Origin of the sequence: Exiguobacterium sp. s57 (assembly GCF_018617685.1) — a bacterium.
In the GTDB taxonomy this organism is placed as follows: Bacteria; Bacillota; Bacilli; order Exiguobacteriales; family Exiguobacteriaceae; genus Exiguobacterium; species Exiguobacterium marinum.
On record NZ_JACSKR010000003.1, the window covers coordinates 209,825 to 229,680 of the forward strand.

18 protein-coding genes are annotated in these 19,856 nt (G+C 48.6%); 12 read left to right on the top strand and 6 right to left on the bottom strand.

Features of this window, described 5'->3' with window-relative positions; genetic code table 11:
• Positions 1-6 precede the first annotated feature (6 nt).
• From KNO98_RS09490 to KNO98_RS09500, 3 genes are all read right to left on the bottom strand, one after another.
• Complete coding sequence (locus KNO98_RS09490; RefSeq protein ID WP_214700642.1) at positions 7-183, bottom strand: hypothetical protein; 177 nt, start codon at positions 181-183, stop codon at positions 7-9.
• Positions 180-374 carry a hypothetical protein gene (locus KNO98_RS09495; protein WP_214700644.1) on the bottom strand — a complete coding sequence of 65 codons (195 nt, stop codon included), beginning with the start codon at positions 372-374 and terminating at the stop codon, positions 180-182. Before KNO98_RS09495 ends, KNO98_RS09490 begins: the two co-directional genes overlap by 4 nt.
• A 108-nt stretch (positions 375-482) precedes the next feature.
• Positions 483-1,919, bottom strand: a complete 1,437-nt coding sequence (locus KNO98_RS09500) for a protein adenylyltransferase SelO (protein WP_214700645.1) — start codon at positions 1,917-1,919, stop codon at positions 483-485.
• Positions 1,920-2,028: 109 nt separating this feature from the next.
• On the opposite strand from KNO98_RS09500, the gene KNO98_RS09505 reads away from it, so the two are divergent.
• From KNO98_RS09505 to KNO98_RS09515, 3 genes are all read left to right on the top strand, one after another.
• The gene (locus KNO98_RS09505) at positions 2,029-3,258 is read left to right on the top strand and encodes a bifunctional folylpolyglutamate synthase/dihydrofolate synthase (protein ID WP_214700647.1); all 1,230 of its coding nucleotides are present in this window, start codon (positions 2,029-2,031) and stop codon (positions 3,256-3,258) included.
• Between the two features lie 65 nt (positions 3,259-3,323).
• Entirely contained in the window at positions 3,324-7,085 is a 3,762-nt protein-coding gene (locus KNO98_RS09510; RefSeq protein WP_214700648.1) for a DUF5057 domain-containing protein, read from the top strand.
• A 22-nt stretch (positions 7,086-7,107) separates the two neighbouring features.
• Positions 7,108-7,752: a hypothetical protein gene (locus tag KNO98_RS09515; protein ID WP_214700650.1), complete on the top strand. Its 645-nt coding sequence runs from the start codon at positions 7,108-7,110 to the stop codon at positions 7,750-7,752.
• A 46-nt stretch (positions 7,753-7,798) separates the two neighbouring features.
• On the opposite strand, the gene KNO98_RS09520 is transcribed toward KNO98_RS09515, so the two are convergent.
• From KNO98_RS09520 to KNO98_RS09530, 3 genes are read right to left on the bottom strand one after another with little or no spacing between them, the layout of a single operon-like run.
• Positions 7,799-9,448 carry a hypothetical protein gene (locus KNO98_RS09520; RefSeq protein WP_214700651.1) on the bottom strand — a complete coding sequence of 550 codons (1,650 nt, stop codon included), beginning with the start codon at positions 9,446-9,448 and terminating at the stop codon, positions 7,799-7,801.
• 16 nt (positions 9,449-9,464) lie between these two features.
• Positions 9,465-10,028 (bottom strand): prepilin-type N-terminal cleavage/methylation domain-containing protein, encoded by a 564-nt coding sequence (locus KNO98_RS09525; RefSeq protein WP_235181857.1) that lies wholly within the window; start codon positions 10,026-10,028, stop codon positions 9,465-9,467.
• Positions 9,976-10,431: a type IV pilus modification PilV family protein gene (locus tag KNO98_RS09530; protein WP_214700652.1), complete on the bottom strand. Its 456-nt coding sequence runs from the start codon at positions 10,429-10,431 to the stop codon at positions 9,976-9,978. Before KNO98_RS09530 ends, KNO98_RS09525 begins: the two co-directional genes overlap by 53 nt.
• A 158-nt stretch (positions 10,432-10,589) precedes the next feature.
• Between KNO98_RS09530 and KNO98_RS09535 the strand changes: the two genes are divergently transcribed.
• The 9 genes from KNO98_RS09535 (at position 10,590) to KNO98_RS09575 (ending at position 19,752) form a co-directional block, all read left to right on the top strand.
• On the top strand, positions 10,590-11,801 hold the full coding sequence (locus KNO98_RS09535) for a G5 domain-containing protein (protein ID WP_214700654.1): 1,212 nt from the start codon (positions 10,590-10,592) through the stop codon (positions 11,799-11,801).
• Positions 11,798-12,088, top strand: coding sequence for a hypothetical protein (locus KNO98_RS09540; protein ID WP_214700655.1), 291 nt, complete (start codon positions 11,798-11,800; stop codon positions 12,086-12,088). The genes KNO98_RS09535 and KNO98_RS09540 overlap by 4 nt, the downstream gene beginning before the upstream one ends.
• A gap of 1 nt (position 12,089) precedes the next feature.
• Positions 12,090-13,760 carry a GspE/PulE family protein gene (locus KNO98_RS09545; RefSeq protein ID WP_214700657.1) on the top strand — a complete coding sequence of 557 codons (1,671 nt, stop codon included), beginning with the start codon at positions 12,090-12,092 and terminating at the stop codon, positions 13,758-13,760.
• Positions 13,753-14,790, top strand: coding sequence for a type IV pilus twitching motility protein PilT (locus KNO98_RS09550; RefSeq protein ID WP_214700659.1), 1,038 nt, complete (start codon positions 13,753-13,755; stop codon positions 14,788-14,790). The genes KNO98_RS09545 and KNO98_RS09550 overlap by 8 nt, the downstream gene beginning before the upstream one ends.
• Positions 14,791-14,796: 6 nt before the next feature.
• Positions 14,797-16,014, top strand: a complete 1,218-nt coding sequence (locus tag KNO98_RS09555) for a type II secretion system F family protein (protein WP_026826494.1) — start codon at positions 14,797-14,799, stop codon at positions 16,012-16,014.
• 142 nt (positions 16,015-16,156) lie between these two features.
• Positions 16,157-16,627 carry a prepilin-type N-terminal cleavage/methylation domain-containing protein gene (locus KNO98_RS09560; protein ID WP_214700661.1) on the top strand — a complete coding sequence of 157 codons (471 nt, stop codon included), beginning with the start codon at positions 16,157-16,159 and terminating at the stop codon, positions 16,625-16,627.
• Between the two features lie 87 nt (positions 16,628-16,714).
• Positions 16,715-17,467 carry a prepilin peptidase gene (locus KNO98_RS09565; RefSeq protein WP_214700662.1) on the top strand — a complete coding sequence of 251 codons (753 nt, stop codon included), beginning with the start codon at positions 16,715-16,717 and terminating at the stop codon, positions 17,465-17,467.
• Between the two features lie 12 nt (positions 17,468-17,479).
• Positions 17,480-19,048, top strand: coding sequence for a pilus assembly protein PilM (gene pilM, locus KNO98_RS09570; RefSeq protein ID WP_214700663.1), 1,569 nt, complete (start codon positions 17,480-17,482; stop codon positions 19,046-19,048).
• Positions 19,045-19,752 (top strand): hypothetical protein, encoded by a 708-nt coding sequence (locus KNO98_RS09575; RefSeq protein ID WP_214700664.1) that lies wholly within the window; start codon positions 19,045-19,047, stop codon positions 19,750-19,752. Before pilM ends, KNO98_RS09575 begins: the two co-directional genes overlap by 4 nt.
• The last annotated feature ends 104 nt before the right edge of the window (positions 19,753-19,856 follow it).

Genomic DNA, 19,856 nt, shown 5'->3' on the forward strand with positions numbered 1-19,856 from the left:
CGAGCGTCAAGAGCGACGTTCGGGTTGTTTGTTGAAAAGCCACCAGACGATGACTCCAATCGTTAATAGCATTGGGATTTGAGTGTAGAGTGGAATTGTAAAACCGATTCGAAACAAATGAACGACATATATGGAATATAGAACTCCAACCACTGATAAAAGTGCGATATAGGAGAGTTTCATACCTCTTCTTCCTCACTCCAAAACGGCAAACGACCTATTGAAATATAATAGGAAGACGTGAAGAGTGTACCGATTGCCACACCGGTCAAATGTGCCTGAATCGGTTGGTCGACTAATGTTAGATACAGACTATACACTACATAAGAGGCGGAAGCGGTGATGAGGATCATCAACGGAATCAGTTTTTTCATTTTGTGACACTCCATTCCAATTCACTCGAATATTTTATGAACTACTTTCTATTACGATAAATCGATGAGATAGGTTTCAAAAAAACCATCTCGCGAATGCGAAATGGTTCACGTGCCACAAAACGTTTGATACGGATACGTTCGCGGTGGACCTGCCGATACGTATTCAGACGATTGATCGTAGTTATAGGGGTCACGCAAAATGTTGAGTAGCGCCTCGGTCGGTCCGAAGTCGCCTCGTTCTGCTGCTTGAATCGCTTTTTCAACATGATGATTTCGGGGAATGATGGCCGGATTATATTGGCGCATGATTCGACTGACGTCCTCGTCCGGGAGACCTTGCTCACTCAGACGTTTTCGCCAAGCGCCAAGCCACGCCTTCCCGTCTTCCCGAGTTGCGAATGAGAGAGATTCAATCTCACCGAGCGTCAACGCGCGGAACGTATTTGTATAGTCCGCCTCTGTCTCTACCATCAACCGAAGTAGTTCATCGGTGAGCGCATCGTCACCGTCTTTTCGGACGAATAGGCCAATTTTATGCGCGAGTCCAGTGAAATACGCTTCTTTATATAGCTCGGTATAGCGGGTGAGCTGTTTGTTCGCCACATCGACCGCATCTTCTTTCGTCTCTCCAAGGAGCGGCAGCAATGTCTCTGCGAGTCGGGCGAGGTTCCAAGACCCGATATACGGTTGGTTCGCATAGGCGTATCGTCCCTCGCGGTCAATCGAGCTGAAGACGGTCTCCGGATGATATGTGTCCATGAACGCGCAAGGTCCGTAATCGAGACCTTCACCACTGATGAACATATTGTCCGTATTCATCACCCCATGAATGAACCCGACGAGTTGCCAGTTGGCGATCAGTCTCGCCTGTCTTTCGACGACGCGACCGAGGAACTGTTCGTAACGATCCGGTAGGTCGATCAAATCAGGGTCGTGACGCTGAATCGCAACATCCGCGAGCGCGGTGACATCATCGATTGAACCGGCGCCTGCCGCGAATTGGAACGTCCCGACACGAAGATGGCTTGAAGCGACCCGGGTCAGGATGGCTCCGTGTTTTGGACCTTGTCGCATGAGGGCTTCTCCTGTCTGAACGACGGCGAGCGCCCGGTTCGTCGGGATGCCAAGCGCATGCATCGCCTCGCTGATGATGAACTCTCGTACCATTGGACCGAGTGCGGCCCGTCCGTCGCCACCTCTAGAGTACTCCGTCGGTCCTGAGCCCTTCAATTGCACATCGACACGCTTCCCGTTCGGAGTCACGTGTTCGCCGAGCATGAGGGCCCTTCCGTCCCCGAGCATCGTCAAGTTCCCGAACTGGTGTCCGGCGTATGCTTGAGAGAACGACGTCTCGGTTTGACGGTTGCCGGCAAGTAAGTCGATGTCTTGTTTGACTGTATGCGCATCAAGCCCGAGTGAAGCGGCTAATGGATCGTTAAACAAGACGAGTGTTGGGTTGTCGACCGGATGGATGGGACCACGGTCGTAAAAGATGTCACGTAGTTCGAGGTACGTCGCCTCGAAGTTCCAGTCAGTTGTCATGGCGCATGCCTCCTTCTTCGCTTCGAGTATAGCACAGACTGTTTTCCATAACGGCTGTCGTGAATTTTGATAAGATGAAACAGAAGTGTAAATAGTAGGAGTGTGAAAGATGGAGACGAGACAAGACGTATTCGATTGGTTGAGTGGACAGCTTCGCTTCGGGATCAAACCAGGTCTTGAACGGATGAACTGGATGATTGAGCGATTAGGATTGGAAGAACGGCCGGCCGTTCATGTCGCTGGGACGAACGGAAAAGGGTCGACCGTCGCGTTTTTACGGGCGATGGCGATGGAGAACGGCTTATCCGTCGGCACGTTCACCTCACCTTATATCATTCAGTTCGAGGAGCGGATCATGTTAAACGGGGAACCGATTCCTGAAGATGCGCTCGTCGATGTGGCGAACCGTGTCAAAGTTTGTGCGGACGAGGCGCCGGAGACGTTGACGGAATTCGAGCTATTGACGATGATGGCATGGTGCTATTTTGATGACACACGTCCTGCCCTGATCATTTGGGAAGTCGGTCTTGGGGGACGACTCGATTCGACCAATGTGTTGACACATCCACTTGCGACCGTCGTGACGTCGATCGGACATGATCATCAAGGCATTCTCGGCGATACGCTTGAAGAGATTGCGATGGAGAAGTATGGCATCATGAAACGCGGTGTGCCGATGTTCCATAGTGTCGAGAAGGACCAGTTGATTGAGTTGTTGCAAAAAAAAGGTGAGGCCTTGGATGCACAAATTCATGACGCACGTGCGCTCGTGACTAAGATTGAAGACGGGGCAGAGACAGTCGTGACATATCAAGCCATGCCACCTGTCGTGCTCGGATTGACAGGGCATCATCAGGCCTATAACGGGGCATGCGCCGTGGCGGTGGCACGTCACCTCGGTTGGAAGGAAGAAGCCATTCAATCGGGTCTCGAGCGAACGCAACACCCGGGACGATATGAGCTCGTATCAAAACGACCGCGTATTATTTTAGATGGGGCACATAATCAGGAAGGCATCGAGGCATTAGTTTTACAAGCTAATCAAGAGACAGACGTGACCGTGCTGACCGCCATTTTAGAGGATAAAGACCGCGACACGATGGTTCGTTCCCTCCAGCAAATCGGGGATGTGTATGAGACGACGTTCGACTTTCCGCGTGCTAGAACGAAAGCGCAACTAGAGAAAGATGGGGCGTACTTTATCGAATGGCAACAATGGCTTCACGATTGGATCGAGACGCCGACAAGCGAGACGCTGATTGTGACCGGGTCCCTTTATTTCATCAGCGAAGTGAGACGCTTCTTAAGCGAAAACATTTACCTGATGTCAAAGAAATAGATGTATATTTTTTCAAGTGGGTGGGATAATTAGTAGTGAAGACTAAAAATAGGGAGGACTATACATTGCGTAAACTCATGCATGTTGCCATAATCTTCATTTTACTACTTTCGTTCGTCCCTCAAAGCAAGTTTGTAGAGGCGCAGGAATTACCGAAATATAAAGTACTATATTTAAGAGATGCGTATACAGCAAGCAATGTATTGACTCAAGATGCTTTAGAAACGGCGATTGACTCGTATAAAAAGACATTAGTAAACGATTTGAATACATTGAATAAGTTAGAGATCGATTTTTTAACGGTTAAACAATTCAATGCGACTCGTTTCCCGATGGATGGAGCTTACGATGCGATTGTATTGGCAAGTAGCCCACTTGGTGAAAATGAAAAGTATCAAGAAGCACTTAATAAAGTGAATAAAATAAAAAGTACATCGAATCGTAATACTGAACATAATACGACGACGATTTTAAATGATTTAACAGATTTAAAGTTCGATGAGATTACAGAATTTTACGTAAAAACAGGGTTACCGGTATACCTTCATAAAGATTTGTTGCTCGGTGGAGAAAATGTAAAAAAAATAGCCGCATTCAAAGAATATGCCAACGTCAAACAGTTTGATACGGACGGGGCGCTGATCAATCAATTAGTCAATCAATCGAGCATTCGTCCCTTGTTGTCGAATGTTGACGTGACGTATAATCAACAACCGCTTGTGAATCAAACGGTACAAATCAAAAACAATGATCGAAAGCCGTTTCAGTTCAACTATCAATTTGTAAACCCGCCAACTTCAAGCACGATTGTAGAATTATACATTGATTTTAATCACAACGATCGCTTTGATGCTGAAGATAAGGTGAGAGAAGTAGTCGCAAATTCAACGAATCAACTCGAGTTTCTATTATCTCGACCTACGTATACCGGTCCGAAGAATTGGATGATTGTTGCTAAAGATACAGTGACCGGGCGTAAAGATTATAAAAAGGGGACGTTCCTCTATATCGATCAAAAAGTAGAAGCAAACATCTTGCAACTAACTGCAGGAACAGCGAGTAAAGGAAAAATTTCTGACTACTTGTCAAATATGCTGACAGACAGTAACGGTCAATATCAATTCACGTTAAATAATGGAACAACCAGTGATTTTCAACTAGGTAAGTTCGATCAAGGTTTGAATAATAATACGTATGATATGTTGATTTTTGGTTTTCAGGATTCTTATAACACACAAGGTAGCATGAACGTTGCGGCTACTTCCAAAGTAAAGACGTTCTCAGAAACGGGACAAGGAGTCATGTTGACCCATGATACAATTTTCCGTTCCGGTGGTGGGAACTCTGCCACTTCAGAGTGGGAACGTCAGTTTGTCAATTCAGACTCCACAAAGAATATTTCAGGACAAAAAATCTATACGAATATGGGTTATGGTGCACCGCAAGTTACTCAGGTGATTGAAAAAGTACAGGATGGAATTTTCACTTCATATCCATATGCTTTGAATGATGAGCCTAAAAAGATCTCAAAAACGCACAACCAATATTTCACGCTTGATTTGAATGACCCTGAAGTTACACCTTGGTACAACTTGTCTTCGGATAATTCTAGTAAGGAACGGTCATATGGAGATGCGAGTAACCATTACTACACATACACGAAAAATAACTTCACCTATTCGGGCGCGGGTCACACGAATCAGTTTTCAGTTCAAGACGAGAAAAAAATCTTTATCAACACGATGTATCGCGCTTTTATCGGGGCGAACCACAAACCTTATAATGTGATCGAATCAGTCAGCGATTCTACGAACTCATACACTTCTTCCGACATAGAAGCTGGGGTAGTTGAAGTGACTGCTGGAAAAGATGTCAAGTTGATGTGGCGTCCGAGTGACTATGACTTCCAAGACTTATTTTTGAATTCAACAATCACATACAACGGAAAGTCGGTAGCATTTGAAGAATTGCGAAACTATGAAGTCAAAGAGTTCACGATTCCTGCAGCGGACGTTGTCGCAAACCGACCGATTGAAGTGAAAATCGAGACGTCCGATCAACGGAATGCCAAAGTGATTGATACGTTCACGATTAACGTAAAACGTGCAGAGAATGTATCGGACTTGATTCAAGTGTCCCGTTCGATTGATCCTTCGACCATCAACTTGTTTGAGACGGGAACGATTCGATACCAAGTTCAATATCCAGAACAATTTGATCGATCGAAAGACCAAAAGGGTGACAAGTTCCTGCGGATTGATTCGACGACCTTCACAGAGAAGTTGCCAAAACAACTTGAAATCGTTGCGATTCGTGATGGAAATGGAAAAGACTATCCGGTCACGAATCTAAATGAAATCAATCTAGAGTTAAAACCGAATCTGTATTACGAGCGACACGGGAACTCGAACGTATTTCTCCCGAACGAGAGTGGTGACCGGACTGTGACGTTTGAAGTAGTTGTCCGTGCCATCGAGTCTTCTTCCTCGCTCATTCAACTGAAAAAAGCGGATAACCAGTTGACGACATTGATTGAGTATGCGAAGAAGCAAGGTCATAATTTAGATAAGCACAACGACTGGGATAAGGAGCAGATCGTTCACTCTTCGTTCCCTGATTTATTGATCAATATTGGGGCACCGTATGCGTACGGTGCGAAGATCCCGAACGTCACACTGCAAATTGGTGCACAACAGATTGTCAGTCCGACCATCACCGATGCAAAAGGGGATCCTTATTCAAACCCGAAATGGAAAAGCTTGAAATGGGAAATCATCGATGCGAACGGTGTCGCCAAACTTGTTTCACAAGGAAACAATGCGATTGTGACCGGACTGAAGACAGGAACTGCCACGTTACGTTTGACGATTGATCCAGGTGATGGGAAACCACGTGTCGTAGCGGAGTCGAACGTAAAGGTCATCAGCCCGCCTGAACAGCTTACCGTTCAGTCAAAAGAGCTGTACGTCGGTCAAGCGACTACCGTGACACCAAAAGTCATGCCGGAAACGGCACAGTACAAGTCGGTTCGTTATGTCGTTGAATCCGGTGACAGTGTCCGCTTCGAACAGGACGGGAACAACTTGAAAATCGTTGGGTTAAAACCAGGGATGACTCAATTCAAGGCGTCTGTTGACGTCGGTGACTTTTTCAGTGGGTTAAATATCGCTGCACCTAGTACTGTCTTTACAATCAATGTCACGGCACCATCCTTGAGCCAAACACCGAGCCAACTCGACTTGTGGGTATGGGATAGTGTGGACGAAGAAAAACGAGTGAATGAAGTCGCGACGATTCAAGTGACCTCATCACCAAGTGTAACCATCCCGCTTGAACGAATCGGGACCACCCCGTCGGCTTTGACGGTCACCGAAAGTGCGACCGGATACCAATTACGTGCCAAACATGGATATGGAAATAACGGGATCGTTACGGACATTCCGATTCAGACAACATTTAATGACAATGCCTTACGGAACATTCGTTCAAACATTTCAATCGTCCGTGTCAACGAATATCCGAACCAATTGATGTCAAAAGACATGACGATTAATATCGGTGAAGGGATGGCACCACGGCCACCGCTCCTCGAGTACTGGCCGACGACCTCGACTTGGCGTGATTATCGGATGGAGATTGTGTCTGGTGAAGAATTTGTTCAAGTCAGTGCGTCAGGAAAAGAGTTGATTCCAGTGAAACCGGGTGTGGCCAAAGTGGAAGTATATACAACTCTCCCGGCAGGAAAACCGTTTGAAGCGGTGAAAGATACCTTTTATGTACGCATCATCCAAACGAATGCCTCAGGACAGGATGATGACCGTTATTAAGTGAATGGCAGAAAGTTGGCGAATGATGAATCGCAAGCGAATGATGATTGGAATCACCGGATTGCTTCTCGTTTGTGGATTGGGAGGACTTCTTTATTGGAGCCAATCCCAACCGGAACTCTCACAATTGTCTGGTGATGCTTTAATAAAAGAAGTAAACCAACGTTCTTCAGTTTCAAAAGAAGAGTTGACTGATTTACAAACACGGGAGGAATGGGAGGCCGTCCGACTCATTCTGAAGGATAAAAAAATCCTTCCGACATCCGAGCAGTTTGCGACGGCGGTGACTACTGCACCGATGGACGTGATTGAAGCGTATTTCGAGCAAGGGCTCGACCCGTTTGAAGAAGTGGAAGGGATGCCGATCATCACGCCTTTGTTCAGCGCAAACGGCAGTCCCGAGCAATGGGAGCTCGCCATACGTTATGTCGAGGATGAGCGACTTCTCGGGATTGCTGTCGACTCGTTGAATCTTGAGGCAGTCAAACATCTCCTCGATCAGGGCTATCCGATTCAAGATGACGAATCGGTGTTATTGCAGCCGGTCCGTCATAACCAGGTCGAGTTGACTCGACTGCTGCTCGACAACGGTGCGAAGTGGACCAATGCTATGGAACAGACGGCCAAAGACTACAACTCAGACCTCATCTTAAAGATGGAGAACTAAAAAATCGGCTTCTTCTCATATCGAGAGGAGGCCGATTTTTTTGAGCTTATTTTAATTGAACAGGATGGCTGACGAAAAACTGGAGTTGATTCGTGACCGGTAATGTTTCGAGTTGATTAAACACGGAATCGTTATATGTCAGTTTTAAGCGGGACTGATCGGCCGCATGAGCCGGAACTTGGAGGTTGAAGTTCTCAGCTGGGCTTAAGCCGTTCCCGCCTCCGAACGTTCCGCGGAAGACGTTCACCTCAAGTGGGCCCTTACTGTAAAGTCCTCCGTTGACTTCTAGGATTGATCCGACCGCATAGACGTAAGTTGGTTCGTTCGAATCACTATACATGAACGCCTGAAGCGTCGTCGGTGTATCATCGAATTCGTTGATTCGGTTCAATAAGATCTTTCCTTTTGACAAGAGGATGAGGGAGTTCCCTTTCTCTGCATCGATTGGAAGGATATTGGCACGGTCGATGAAGGTGTCGCCGAGCGTGTAGACAGTTGAACTGAATGACACATTGCCTTTAATGGTCAAATTTCCCCGCACGATCAATGGGCGCGCAATCGTCAGTTTGTTAAGTGATTCAATCACGACATCTCCATCGAATAGGAGCGGGGCGTTCGATTCGGTAATGGATTCGGTGACATACATGGCACGATCAGAAATGGTAGTAGGCAATGTCAAAATGGTCGGATCCGTTAAAGCGTTATAGGCATCCGCCCGTAAATATGAAGTCGGTCGTTCGATGATTGAAGAGCCGTCTTCCGACAATACCCGTTCGAGCTCGAATACTCGATTCGTCGAGGCAATCAGCCCTTCTTCAAAGATTTTCGAGTTGACGTTGTTCGTGAAGGTGAGGGGTGTGTCGAGTCGACGATTCAAAAATTCAATGATCGAATAGTCATATTGGAACGGGGAGAAGCGACTTGGGGACACCCCAAAGTCCGCTTTTTCACCAGCCTGTTCCGTACCTGCCGTGAAATAGTTTTCTTGTTGACAACTTAAGCAGTCGTTCAACTGCAACAAATCAATTCGACCGTCTAAATGAAGCCGGCTTGTATCCACATTATCGATTTGCTTGGCCACGCCATCTAATTGAAAGTTAGCCTTACGCATGAAGGAAAGCGGACCGCCTGAATAGATATTTCCTTGAACTGTCGGCATACCATTCACGTTTAACTGTTGGTCGGACCCGAGGACGTAGTATAAAAAGGACGGGAGCGCCGTCAAATACAGATCTTGCGTGTATTCGACCGCGAGCACGGGCTGTTCCGGGTTCACTTGACGCGATGCCGTGACATTCACTTGAAGAATCGTCGTGAACGGCGCCGTCTGAATGGTGGTATCCGTCGCATCTTTCTTCAGTTCGATCGAGTAGCGGACCTCGCTATCTGTCGTCAAAGCTGTAAACGGTTCGTCATTGATAATGAGAGACTGTATCTTGTTATTGAATGCAGTTTCGGACTCCATATGGATAGGGACTTCCGCTTCACCGTGGAGCGGGAACTGGGTCCGGACCTCGTCGGCGATGAGACGGAGCGCGCTTTTCGCATCTTCATTCAATTGGGTATCTTCCGTCCGGATGACTGTCAGTTTGTTCGTCGATAAATTCACTTGCATAGCAGCGAGCGACAAGACGGCGAGAGCCGCCATCGTCACGAGGACGAGCACGAGGACGTATCCGTCTTCACGTTTTTGCATCGGGATGCCTCCTTTCTTAAAATGGGATTGAGCTTTCAAATGTGGTCACTGAATCAGAATCGTTTGTCTGGGTCAAATCCATTTCGATTTCAATCAGACCTCCCGTCATATATGTGGGGCGTCGGGGATCGAATACCGGATCTTTCAATTGAATCGTCAACCGTTCAACTGTGATTTGCGGATTGGATGGGGTGAACGAGTCCTCTGAGAGCACCAAATCGGTCGGAACGTATCCCGCCTCCCGGTAAATCATTCCGGCCTCTGAGATGCCTGGTGCAGATAACCGATAAAATTGGAACGTGCCGCCCACTTCCGTCACGGCATCGAATTCGGTCCGGTTCACGTCGGAGAGGACCGAGGCGATCAAATAATCCGCCTCACTGCGGAGTTCGCTCGTTTCGTTCGTCATTTGAAAACCGAGCGTGCCCGTGATGAAAGCCGTAATGATGACTCCGCTTAAGATCGAAGCGACGACGACGGTGACGAGCAACTCGACGAGTGTGAAGCCGTCTTCTCGTTTCTTCATCTCAGTCAGTTGTCGGGACAGCCGTTTCAGGGAACGGTTCGCGCAATGTCGCATTCGATATGACTCCTTTCAAGGTGACGGGTGTTTGTAATCGGTCGGTCGTCACCGAGATTTCGACCTCGATCGTGTGTCCGGGTGCGGTGGATAACGATTGAATCGTTGCGACGTACGTATCCCCATGAATCCGCGTATCTTCGCAGAAGTCGCATGTGAGGCTGATGCCGTCCCGATTCAATAATTGACGTAGCTCGAGCGGTTGATCGACGGAAGCCGCCCGCCGATTCAACGTATGTAGTGTGTTTTGCGCCACTTGGTTCGCAATTGTTTGATTGAGACTATCGTGGGTCGTCTTCAAGCTTTGACTAAAAATGGTAAGTAGAGAAAATGAGATAATTGATAGAACGACGATGGAGACGAGTACTTCTACGAGCGTAAAACCTTTTTCGGAATGCGACAAGACATTGACCTCCTATTCAAAAAAAGTAAAACATTCGGTAAATAACGTATGAAATACTGAATTAAATGTTATTTTTTGTACAATACATATTATACTAAAGTTATACGCTAAACGGATACATAGAATAGAAGTCGGATCAGACACGGGGGGAATTTTACATGAAGCGGTATGGGATGCATCTAGTCATTTTGATTGGACTCGTCGTACTCGTGACATTGCCGACGATCGGACTCGTCAATTATTTAGACGCGTCTGCTGAGTCGAGTGCTACATATATCGAGACGACGGTCGCAGGCATCGACGTGTCAGGGATGACGAAGGAAGAAGCAAACGTTCGTCTCGACAATGCAATCAAAGATTTTAATACGTTGCCATTTTCGGTCAATTTGGTGGATGGAACGATCATGGAGATTGGGAAAGAAATCGTGACGTTCGATGTATCGAATACGCTTGACTCCATCGAGGACACGGGCGCTTATCCACTTTTAACGTCTGTTGACGAAGCAAAGGTCGAACCTTATCTTGAAGGGCAACCTGTCACGATGACGATGATTGTTCCGACATTGATGGAAGCTGCATCTATGCTTGAATCAACTGTGACGTTAGAGCAAGTCGCGGCTGAAAGTGAAGTCGTCGCCTCATTCACTGTGAGCCCGACACCGGCGATGCAGTCGGCACTCGATCGGATGAACGGATTTGAGATGGCCGCTGGGGATATCTTTAGTCTCAAAGCGTTCGGGGAAGACTATGAAGCCCTCACGACGCTCGGCTCTTCGCTCTATCGAATGTTCGCCGCGACACCGTTTGCGATTCTTGAAAGGGTCCCGCATGAAACGCTTCCGCCTGGTGTGGAGCTAGGTTATGACACGAAAGTGGACGATCGTTCGAACTTTGCAGTCCAAAATCGTGAGGATTCATCTTACGCAATCCTAGTCTTAAATGAAGGAGGCACGGTGACAGTTCAGTTATTAGGTCAGCCGTTTGAAGCTGCCTTTGAGGCAAGGGTGGAGGAAGTGAAGACGGTCCCGCATCAAAAAGTCGTCCGTTTCTCATCGTCGCTCCCGTCTGGCAGTTCATCTGTCACGCAGTCTGGTCAAGATGGACAATCAGGTAAGCTCTACCGTGTCACAGTGACAGAAGAAGGGGAAAAAATGGAATTGCTCGGGTTTGACTTTTATGCCCCGACACCGGAAATCGTGACGAAGAGCTCAGTTCCACTCCCGCTACCTGACCCGGTCGAACCGGTGATTCCGACATTCCCGGATGAGAATGAAGAAGATCCGTTCACAGAGGATTCGAACGGAAATCCGTTTGAGGCAGAACCACCCGTATTGGAAGAGGTCCCTACAGAGGAGGAAGCTGTCGGATGATTGGCTATTTGATTTTACTTGGATTTTGGGTACTCGCCACACTGACGTTGTTCGCCTTGTCCGTCCCGATGATGCGCAAGCGTGAAACGAAGCTCGTCATCAGTCTATGGACGGCCCTCCTGTCTGGTGGCATCTATTTGATGGTACAAGAAGCGCTCGTCCAAACGTGGTGGGCATGGCTCATTCTTGTTGTTGCATTGATTGGAGGGGTAGCTGTGAGTGTCTTTATCGAAGAACGTGAAGACAAAGACAAGCAAGAGGAGGCTCCTCAAAGGATGGTGAAGTAACGTGAGACGAACGAAACGTAGATTAGGCGAGATGCTAATTGAAGCAGGACTCATTACAACGGGTCAGCTCGACGAGGCACTCGAACAAAAGCGTCCCGGAGAAAAGCTAGGAGACGCACTGATTCGACTGAACCATATTACGGAAACGCAGTTGATTCAAATGGTTCATGAACAGTTGCAAGTTCCGATTATTGAATTGTATTCCTATGATATCAACGTGACGGTCACGAAACTCGTGCCGAAAGCGTTGGCGCAAAAGCATGACATCATGCCATTTGAGGTGAATGGAAATACGCTTCATGTCGTGACAGCTGATCCACTTGACCTCATTGCAATCGATGACGTCCGGTTACAGACCGGCATGAACATCGAGATTGGGATTGCGACAAGAGAGCAAATTCGTAAGACGATCAGTCGCTACTACGAGATGGACCATTCGCTCATCGAAATTTTGAAAGAGGATGCTCCAGAGATTGAGCGTCAAGACACGGCCAGTCGAGATGATGCCCCGATTATCCGACTCGTGAACCAACTGTTCTTAAGTGCAATTGACCAACGTGCATCGGATATTCATTTTGATCCGCACGAGAAACAACTTCATGTGCGTTTTCGGATCGACGGGGACTTACGGACAGAAACGGTCTACCCGAAGAAGATCCAAAGCGTCATGCTGACGCGTCTCAAAGTCATGAGTAACCTTGACATTACGGAGAGTCGTCTGCCGCAAGATGGTCGGATCAAGTATACGCTGCGCAACCGGGCCTATGACTTCCGGGTGTCGACTCTCCCGACGATGTACGGGGAGAAAATCGTGATTCGGGTCCTTGATTCATCACAAGGACTGACCGATTTGACGAAACTCGGATTCGGCGAACGAAACGAACAGTCGTACCGCGACATGCTGAAACGTCCGAATGGCATTATCCTGATTACCGGTCCGACCGGTTCAGGGAAGTCTTCGACACTATACGCATCGTTGAAAGAACTGAATGATGAGACGAAGAACATCATCACGGTTGAAGACCCGGTCGAATACCAACTTGATGGCATCAACCAGGTCCAGGTCAATTCAAAAGTCGGGTTGACGTTTGCGTCAGGTCTTCGCTCAATTTTGCGACAAGACCCGAACATCGTCATGGTCGGGGAGATACGTGACACCGAGACGGCTGAGATTGCCATTCGTGCCTCGCTCACCGGTCACCTCGTCTTATCAACGTTACATACGAATTCAGCAATCAGTTCCATCACGCGTCTCGTCGATATGGGCGTCGAGCCATTTCTTGTCGCCGCTTCGACGACCGGACTCGTCGCGCAACGTCTCGTTCGGCGCGTCTGTCGTGACTGTGGGCATGCCGAACCAGTCTCGAAAAGTGAACAGAGTCTGTTTGAAGCGGAAAGGGTTCACATCGAACAGGTCGTTCGTGGAAAAGGATGTACCTCATGTAACTTCACGGGTTATCGGGGTCGCCTTGCCATTCATGAAGTCATTCCGATTGATGAGGGTTTGCGTCGGATGATTATGAACCAAGCGACCGAGTCCGAGATGGTCGATTACGCCAAGTCGCAAGGCGCAACGTTCCTGCTTGCCGATGGGCTAGAAAAAGTCGCCGCCGGTTTGACGACGACAGAAGAAATATTACGAACAGTCATTACGGAGAATGCTTATGATTAATCAATCGATTGAAGTCATCTTGACGAATGCGGTCGAGAAACGTGCCTCAGACATTCATCTGACGGCGGGCTCACCTCCGATCATTCGAGTAGATGGGAGTCTCATCACGATGGGCGAGGAAAAGGTATTGCCTCATCATCTCGAAGGATATCTAAAAGAAATTATGACGGAGGACATGCGGGAACGTTTAGAGCGTGACCGGGATCTTGACTTCTCGTTCGGTGTTCCACGCGTTTCGCGTTTTCGAGTCAATGCTTACTATCAACGGGGTACGATTGCCATCGCATTCCGTTCCATTTCCGGGGAAATCCCGACATTGAATGAGCTGAACCTTCCGACGGTGTTGAAGCGCTTGATTGAAAAGCCGCACGGTCTCATCCTTGTGACGGGTCCGACCGGTTCAGGAAAATCAACGACGCTTGCAGCGATGATTCATGAGATCAACCGGACGCAGCGAAAACGGATCATCACGTTAGAAGATCCGATCGAATATTTGCATTCCCATGACCAAAGCATCGTCGACCAACGGGAGATCGGCTCCGATGTCATGAAGTTCGTGAGCGGGTTGCGGGCTGCTTTACGTCAAGATCCGGACGTCATTTTGCTCGGGGAGATGCGTGACTTAGAGACGATCTCGACGGCGATGACGGCGGCAGAGACGGGTCACCTCGTCATGGCGACGCTCCATACATCGAGTGCGATGTCGACCGTGAGCCGAATCATCGATGCGTTCCCAGCTGAGCAACAAGACCAAATCCGGACGCAACTCGCTAACGTCCTTCTCGGGGTCGTCAGTCAGCGGTTATTTCCTCGGATCGATGTGCCTAAAGGCCGTATCGCCGCCATGGAAATCATGTTAGGGAATCCGGCTGTCGCCAATTTGATTCGAAATGAAAAAGAATTCCAATTGCCGACCGTCATCCAGACGAGTCGCCAAAACGGGATGCAATCGATGGATGCTGCCATCGAGCAATTGGTACGGCAAGGAATCATCAATCCAAACGCCGTCCCGACAGAAGAGATGAGGTGATGAGTGATGGCGATATTCCAGTATGAAGGGAAACTATTGAACGGGAAACGCAAGAAAGGGCGCATCACGGCCGTCTCACTTCGGGAGGCGAAAGATAAATTGCGTCAAGAATCGATTCTCGTGACAGATCTATCCGAGCTCGAGTCGACCGGACTGAATATGGAAGTGAATTTACTTCCGGAACGTGTGAAGATTGAACACCTGATCATGTACGTTCGACAGTTCGCGACGCTCATCCGGGCAGGTGTCCCGATCGTTCGCGCGACCTCGATTTTACGGGTACAGACTGAATCGAAAGTGTTGAAGAAAGCACTTAGTCAAATCGAGGATGATTTAAAAGAAGGGATTGCCTATTCCGTCGCGATTCAAAAACATCCGCGCGTCTTCTCAAACTTCTTTAGTTCGATGGCACTCGCCGGGGAGACGAGCGGTAACTTAGAGGAAGCGCTCGACCAAATCGGGCTTCAACTCCAAAAGCAATATGATATAAAGCGGAAAGTCATCTCCGCTCTCACCTATCCGTTGGTCGTCTCGATTGTCGCCATCGGTGTGGTCGCCTTTTTAATGGTGAACGTCGTCCCGACGTTCGCGAGTATCTTCGGTCAACTCGGTGGTGAGCTACCGCTTATTACAAAAATCGTCGTCGCGGTCTCTGACTTCATCGCTGCCTACTGGTGGCTGTTGCTCGGACTCGCGATTCTCGGAGTCCTCACCTTCACTTGGATGTTGAAGCGGGACCGGGAGCGGTTCGTTATCGATGGGTTGCTACTAAAGATGCCAATTTTCGGGACGATCGTGATGAAGTCTCAGATTGCGTTATTGACACGAAGTTTAGCTGTTCTCTTACAGGCGGCCGTGCCGATTTTGACGGCGATTGAAATCACCGAGCGCATCGTATCAAACCGCGTCATCCGAAAAGGACTGATGGAGGCTCGTGACATGATGGCGCAAGGAGTGCCGCTCCATGAACCACTTATGCGTAACTCGAACTTTCCGGCACTTATGACCCAGATGATTGCGGTCGGGGAAGAGAGTGGGGATTTAGATTCGATGTTGAACGAAGTGGCGGAGTTTTATGAGACCGAGGTCGAGACGACGACCGACCGATTGAAGTCGATCATCGAGCCTCTTCTCATCGTCGTATTGGCAAGTGTCGTCGGAGTCATCGTCATCTCGATTGTCGTCCCGATGTTCCAAATTTATGGGGATATTCAGAATCAGTAGAAAGAATATGCAGGCTTTTGAAAATATACCTTTTCAATACTATATTTTGAAGGTATAGTAAAATTGTTCTACTTCTATATTAGGTCTTTAGTAATTCATCTAGTTTAATCACAGTACTTTACACAAAAGGGGAGAATGAATCATGGTAGAAAAGTTGAAAATGATTTGGCAAGATGCTAAACAGTTAAAAGATGAGCGCGGACTCACACTCGTCGAGTTACTCGTCGTCGTCGTTATTTTAGGGATTATCGCAGCCATCGCAGTCGTTGCGATTGGTGGAATCATTGAGAACTCGAAAAAGGATGCGATGGTTGCTGATGCGAGGCAAATGGTGAGTGCGGCGAAGTTGTATACTGCTTCGAATCCTGTTAGTACAGATACAACTATGAAATTTGCAGGAACTACAGGATCTGTTGATGGAACTCAGTACGTAGATAATTTAAAGGACCCATTTACTGATAGTGCTGGATACACAACAGCTTACGTAACAATTAAACCTGCTAGTGGAAAATATACTTATTCTGTAAATGTTATTGGCACTAAGTTTAAACTTGATGCTGCTGATGAATCAGCTGTTAAAAAAGCAAATCTAAATGCTGTAACAACTCCTTAAATCTACTTTTCCGGCTGGCGCTGGGCACTCGCTCAGCCTAGCCGGTTTTCTATTTTTGGCATATACTGACAAAAGGAGGGTCCTTTTTTGATTGAATTCATTGGATTCCTATATAGCATCGTCCTTGGGGCGGTCATCACGTCGTTCACGAACGTCGTCGGGCTCCGCGTGCCACGCCAGCAATCGATCGTGACGCCGCGGTCACATTGTCCGTCTTGCGGTCACGAATTGTCACCGTGGGAACTCATCCCGATTTTCGGCTATGTTGCCCTTCGAGGCAGATGTCACGGGTGTGGCAAACGGATCGCGCCGACGTATCCAATCTTTGAACTGCTCGGAGCCATCGGATATGGCTATAGCTTTTCACTCTACGGATTCAGTGTGACGACGCTTCTCGCGTTCGCCTTCTTGTCGACGCTTCTGGCGCTGGCGATGTCTGATTTATCGACAATGCTCGTGCCGAACGTCATCTTGCGCATTACGGCACCGGTGCTACTCGTCCTGACATACATTACTGGAGCATCCTGGTGGACACCACTTGCGGGAGCACTCCTCGGATTTTCGCTCCTGGCGACCGTGTTTTTCTTGTCAAAAGGGGGACTTGGGGCAGGGGACGTCAAATTGTTTACTATGATCGGTCTTGTGCTCGGTCCGCGTGACGTGCTCGTCGCCTTATTTCTATCGAGCTTGATTGGTGCGGTCGTCGGCATTGGGTTGATGATGACAAAGAAAATTGGACGAAAACAGCCGATTCCGTTCGTGCCATCCATCGCGCTCGGGACGATGTTGACGTTTTGGTTTAGTGAAAGCTTTTTTGATTGGTATTTTGAGTTGATGTAGGGGGAAACGATCATGAGTCGTGGGATAGAGAAAGGGACGGTCGCGTATTTTTCGTTTGATGCACTCAGCATCCACGGGGCCGTCATCAAACAAGGGGTGTTCAAACGAAGCGCCTCGGTTCAGTTAGCAAAAGATGCATACGGAGAAGGTAAGATTCTTGATGAGACAGCGTTTACGCTCGCTTTCGATGAACTCTGTCGTAAGTTGAAAGTCCGTCGTGGGATGACGTGTGCGGTCGCGTTAGACGAGACCGAGGTGTTGTCACGGAAAGTCGAGATTCCTTCCTCGATTCCGAAGGACGAGATTCGCGGTTATCTCTTCATGGAAATCGGGAGCTCGATCATCTTGCCGTTCGATGACGTGTCGTTCGACTATGAAGTATTAGGAGAAGATGGAGTCAAGACGGACGTCATGTTACATGCCGTTTCTATTGAATTGACGAAGTCGCTCCGTTCTTATATGAAAAAACGTGGTCTCGCCTTGAAGAAGATCACACCACGTTCCGTCGCGGTCGCCAACGGGGTCATGCGCTTGTCGGAGATCGACCCGTTCCAGTCGACGCTTCTTTGGCATATCACGCCATTTTCGCATCAGTTGCTTGTGCTCGAAGAAGGACAAATTCGTTTCATTCGTTCCATTGAATTGGATCTTCCGTATCAGGTAGGGACGAAAGACGGGGTCGTGACGTATACATATGATGGTACAGGCGAGATGAAGGCGAATCAACTGGATGACTGGCTGAACGAACTCGCCCGTTTCCTCGACTTCTATCGTTATTCGCTACGGACAGATGGACGGGCCATCGATGAGTTATACGTTTCGGGAACTGTCCCGGAAGTCGATGACCTCGTCCGTATGATTCAGTCAGAGTCACTCGTCTCAGTGACGCGTATCGAGCAACCGCTCGCCATCGCGCATGCGACACCGTTATCGCATCAAATGCTTCCACTCCTTGGTATGGCGACGCTTCAGCGGGATCGGGATACGAACTTCATCAACTCGACCGATGTGACGCTTCGCTGGCCGATCGTGACGGGTCTCGTCGCGCTTCTTATCGGAGGTGGGGCGGCCGGATACTTGTACTATGAGGTCGACCAATTGGAAGCAGAACAGATGCGAATCGAAGAAGAGTTACAGCTCGTTCAAATTTATCAAACCGAACAGGTGAATTCGAAAGCGCAGCAAGTGGTCTCGCTCGACCAAACCGTGACGGCGTTGACCGACATGGAGAAGGACGCGGTGCCGGCACTGCGCGCGTTGACCGAACAATTGCCGCCGACGGGTTACGTCTTGACGTATAACTACGCAGACGGTTCCATCATGAGCGTACGGACTCAGTTCGAGACGTTAGAGGATTTAAATGAATTCCAACGCTCGCTCATGACCGACGAGCGCTTCCTCGACGTCAAACTCCTCGGTGTGACGACGGAGTTGAAAGCGGATGTAGATGTAGAAGAACCGAACTCGCTCGAAGAGGATCCGCTCCCACGCTACATCGGCGAGTTCACGTTCATGTTCGAGGACGTAGAGGAAGAATTGACGGAAGAAGAGGACACGAATGAGGAGGTGGTGAGTCAATGAAACGTTCGACAATCTATGCGTTATTTGCGATTTGCCTCCTCGTCGCAATCATCGCACCGGCTTACTTCGGATATACGTATTACGTCAAACAAGGTGAGGTCGAAGCGCTTGAACGCGACCTCTCGCTCGAGCAGACAAAACTGGAGTTGTTGCGTCAAGAAGGGAAGGCTGTTGACGTAGCGGACTCTCAGACGCTTCAGACACGCGTTCCGACGATGCCTGCCCTCGATACGGTCGTCGAAGCGTTGTCACAGGCAAGTCTTCTTGCGGGTGTCAACGTGACGAGCATCGCATTCGCGGATGGCGTGGTAGCCGAGTCAGAAGTACCAGAAACGGTCGAGCCGTTCAATCCGGCTGATGTGAGTGCGACGAACGAACCGGCTGAACCGACGGATGTTGCCCCGGTCAACGCTTCCACAGTCCGTTCGACGGTCAACCTGCAAGCAGAGACGTATGAAACGCTCGTCTCGTTCCTCGAGTCAATCGAGTCGATGAATCGGATTCACGTGTTGCGGACGGTCCAATTCACCGGACCCGCTGAGACGGGACCGAATACGATTGAAGAAGTGCAGTCGCTCGAGTTTACAGTCGAGCTCGATGCCTTCTATCGCCCGGACCTCGATCAGCTCGTTCCAGATCGCTACATTCCGGAACCAGCTTTCGAACAAAAGGATATCCCGGTATACGACTATACGACACCATGAGTCGACACGTCCCTTCTCAATTGAGGGGACGTTTTTTTCGCCACGGATGATTGTGTTCAAGAGGCACGTTGCCTACAATCAACAGAGAAGAATGAAACGGAAAG

Bases quoted from the DNA above. Each gene is read 5' to 3' on its own strand.
- KNO98_RS09575 (WP_214700664.1), top strand. From the start codon at position 19,045: ATGAAACGTTCGACAATCTATGCGTTATTTGCGATTTGCCTCCTCGTC.
- KNO98_RS09490 (WP_214700642.1), bottom strand. From the start codon at position 183: ATGAAACTCTCCTATATCGCACTTTTATCAGTGGTTGGAGTTCTATAT.
- KNO98_RS09505 (WP_214700647.1), top strand. From the start codon at position 2,029: ATGGAGACGAGACAAGACGTATTCGATTGGTTGAGTGGACAGCTTCGC.
- KNO98_RS09520 (WP_214700651.1), bottom strand. From the start codon at position 9,448: ATGCAAAAACGTGAAGACGGATACGTCCTCGTGCTCGTCCTCGTGACG.
- KNO98_RS09515 (WP_214700650.1), top strand. From the start codon at position 7,108: ATGATGAATCGCAAGCGAATGATGATTGGAATCACCGGATTGCTTCTC.
- KNO98_RS09525 (WP_235181857.1), bottom strand. From the start codon at position 10,028: ATGCGACATTGCGCGAACCGTTCCCTGAAACGGCTGTCCCGACAACTG.
- KNO98_RS09495 (WP_214700644.1), bottom strand. From the start codon at position 374: ATGAAAAAACTGATTCCGTTGATGATCCTCATCACCGCTTCCGCCTCT.
- KNO98_RS09555 (WP_026826494.1), top strand. From the start codon at position 14,797: ATGGCGATATTCCAGTATGAAGGGAAACTATTGAACGGGAAACGCAAG.
- KNO98_RS09550 (WP_214700659.1), top strand. From the start codon at position 13,753: ATGATTAATCAATCGATTGAAGTCATCTTGACGAATGCGGTCGAGAAA.
- KNO98_RS09560 (WP_214700661.1), top strand. From the start codon at position 16,157: ATGGTAGAAAAGTTGAAAATGATTTGGCAAGATGCTAAACAGTTAAAA.
- pilM (WP_214700663.1), top strand. From the start codon at position 17,480: ATGAGTCGTGGGATAGAGAAAGGGACGGTCGCGTATTTTTCGTTTGAT.
- KNO98_RS09540 (WP_214700655.1), top strand. From the start codon at position 11,798: ATGATTGGCTATTTGATTTTACTTGGATTTTGGGTACTCGCCACACTG.
- KNO98_RS09500 (WP_214700645.1), bottom strand. From the start codon at position 1,919: ATGACAACTGACTGGAACTTCGAGGCGACGTACCTCGAACTACGTGAC.
- KNO98_RS09535 (WP_214700654.1), top strand. From the start codon at position 10,590: ATGAAGCGGTATGGGATGCATCTAGTCATTTTGATTGGACTCGTCGTA.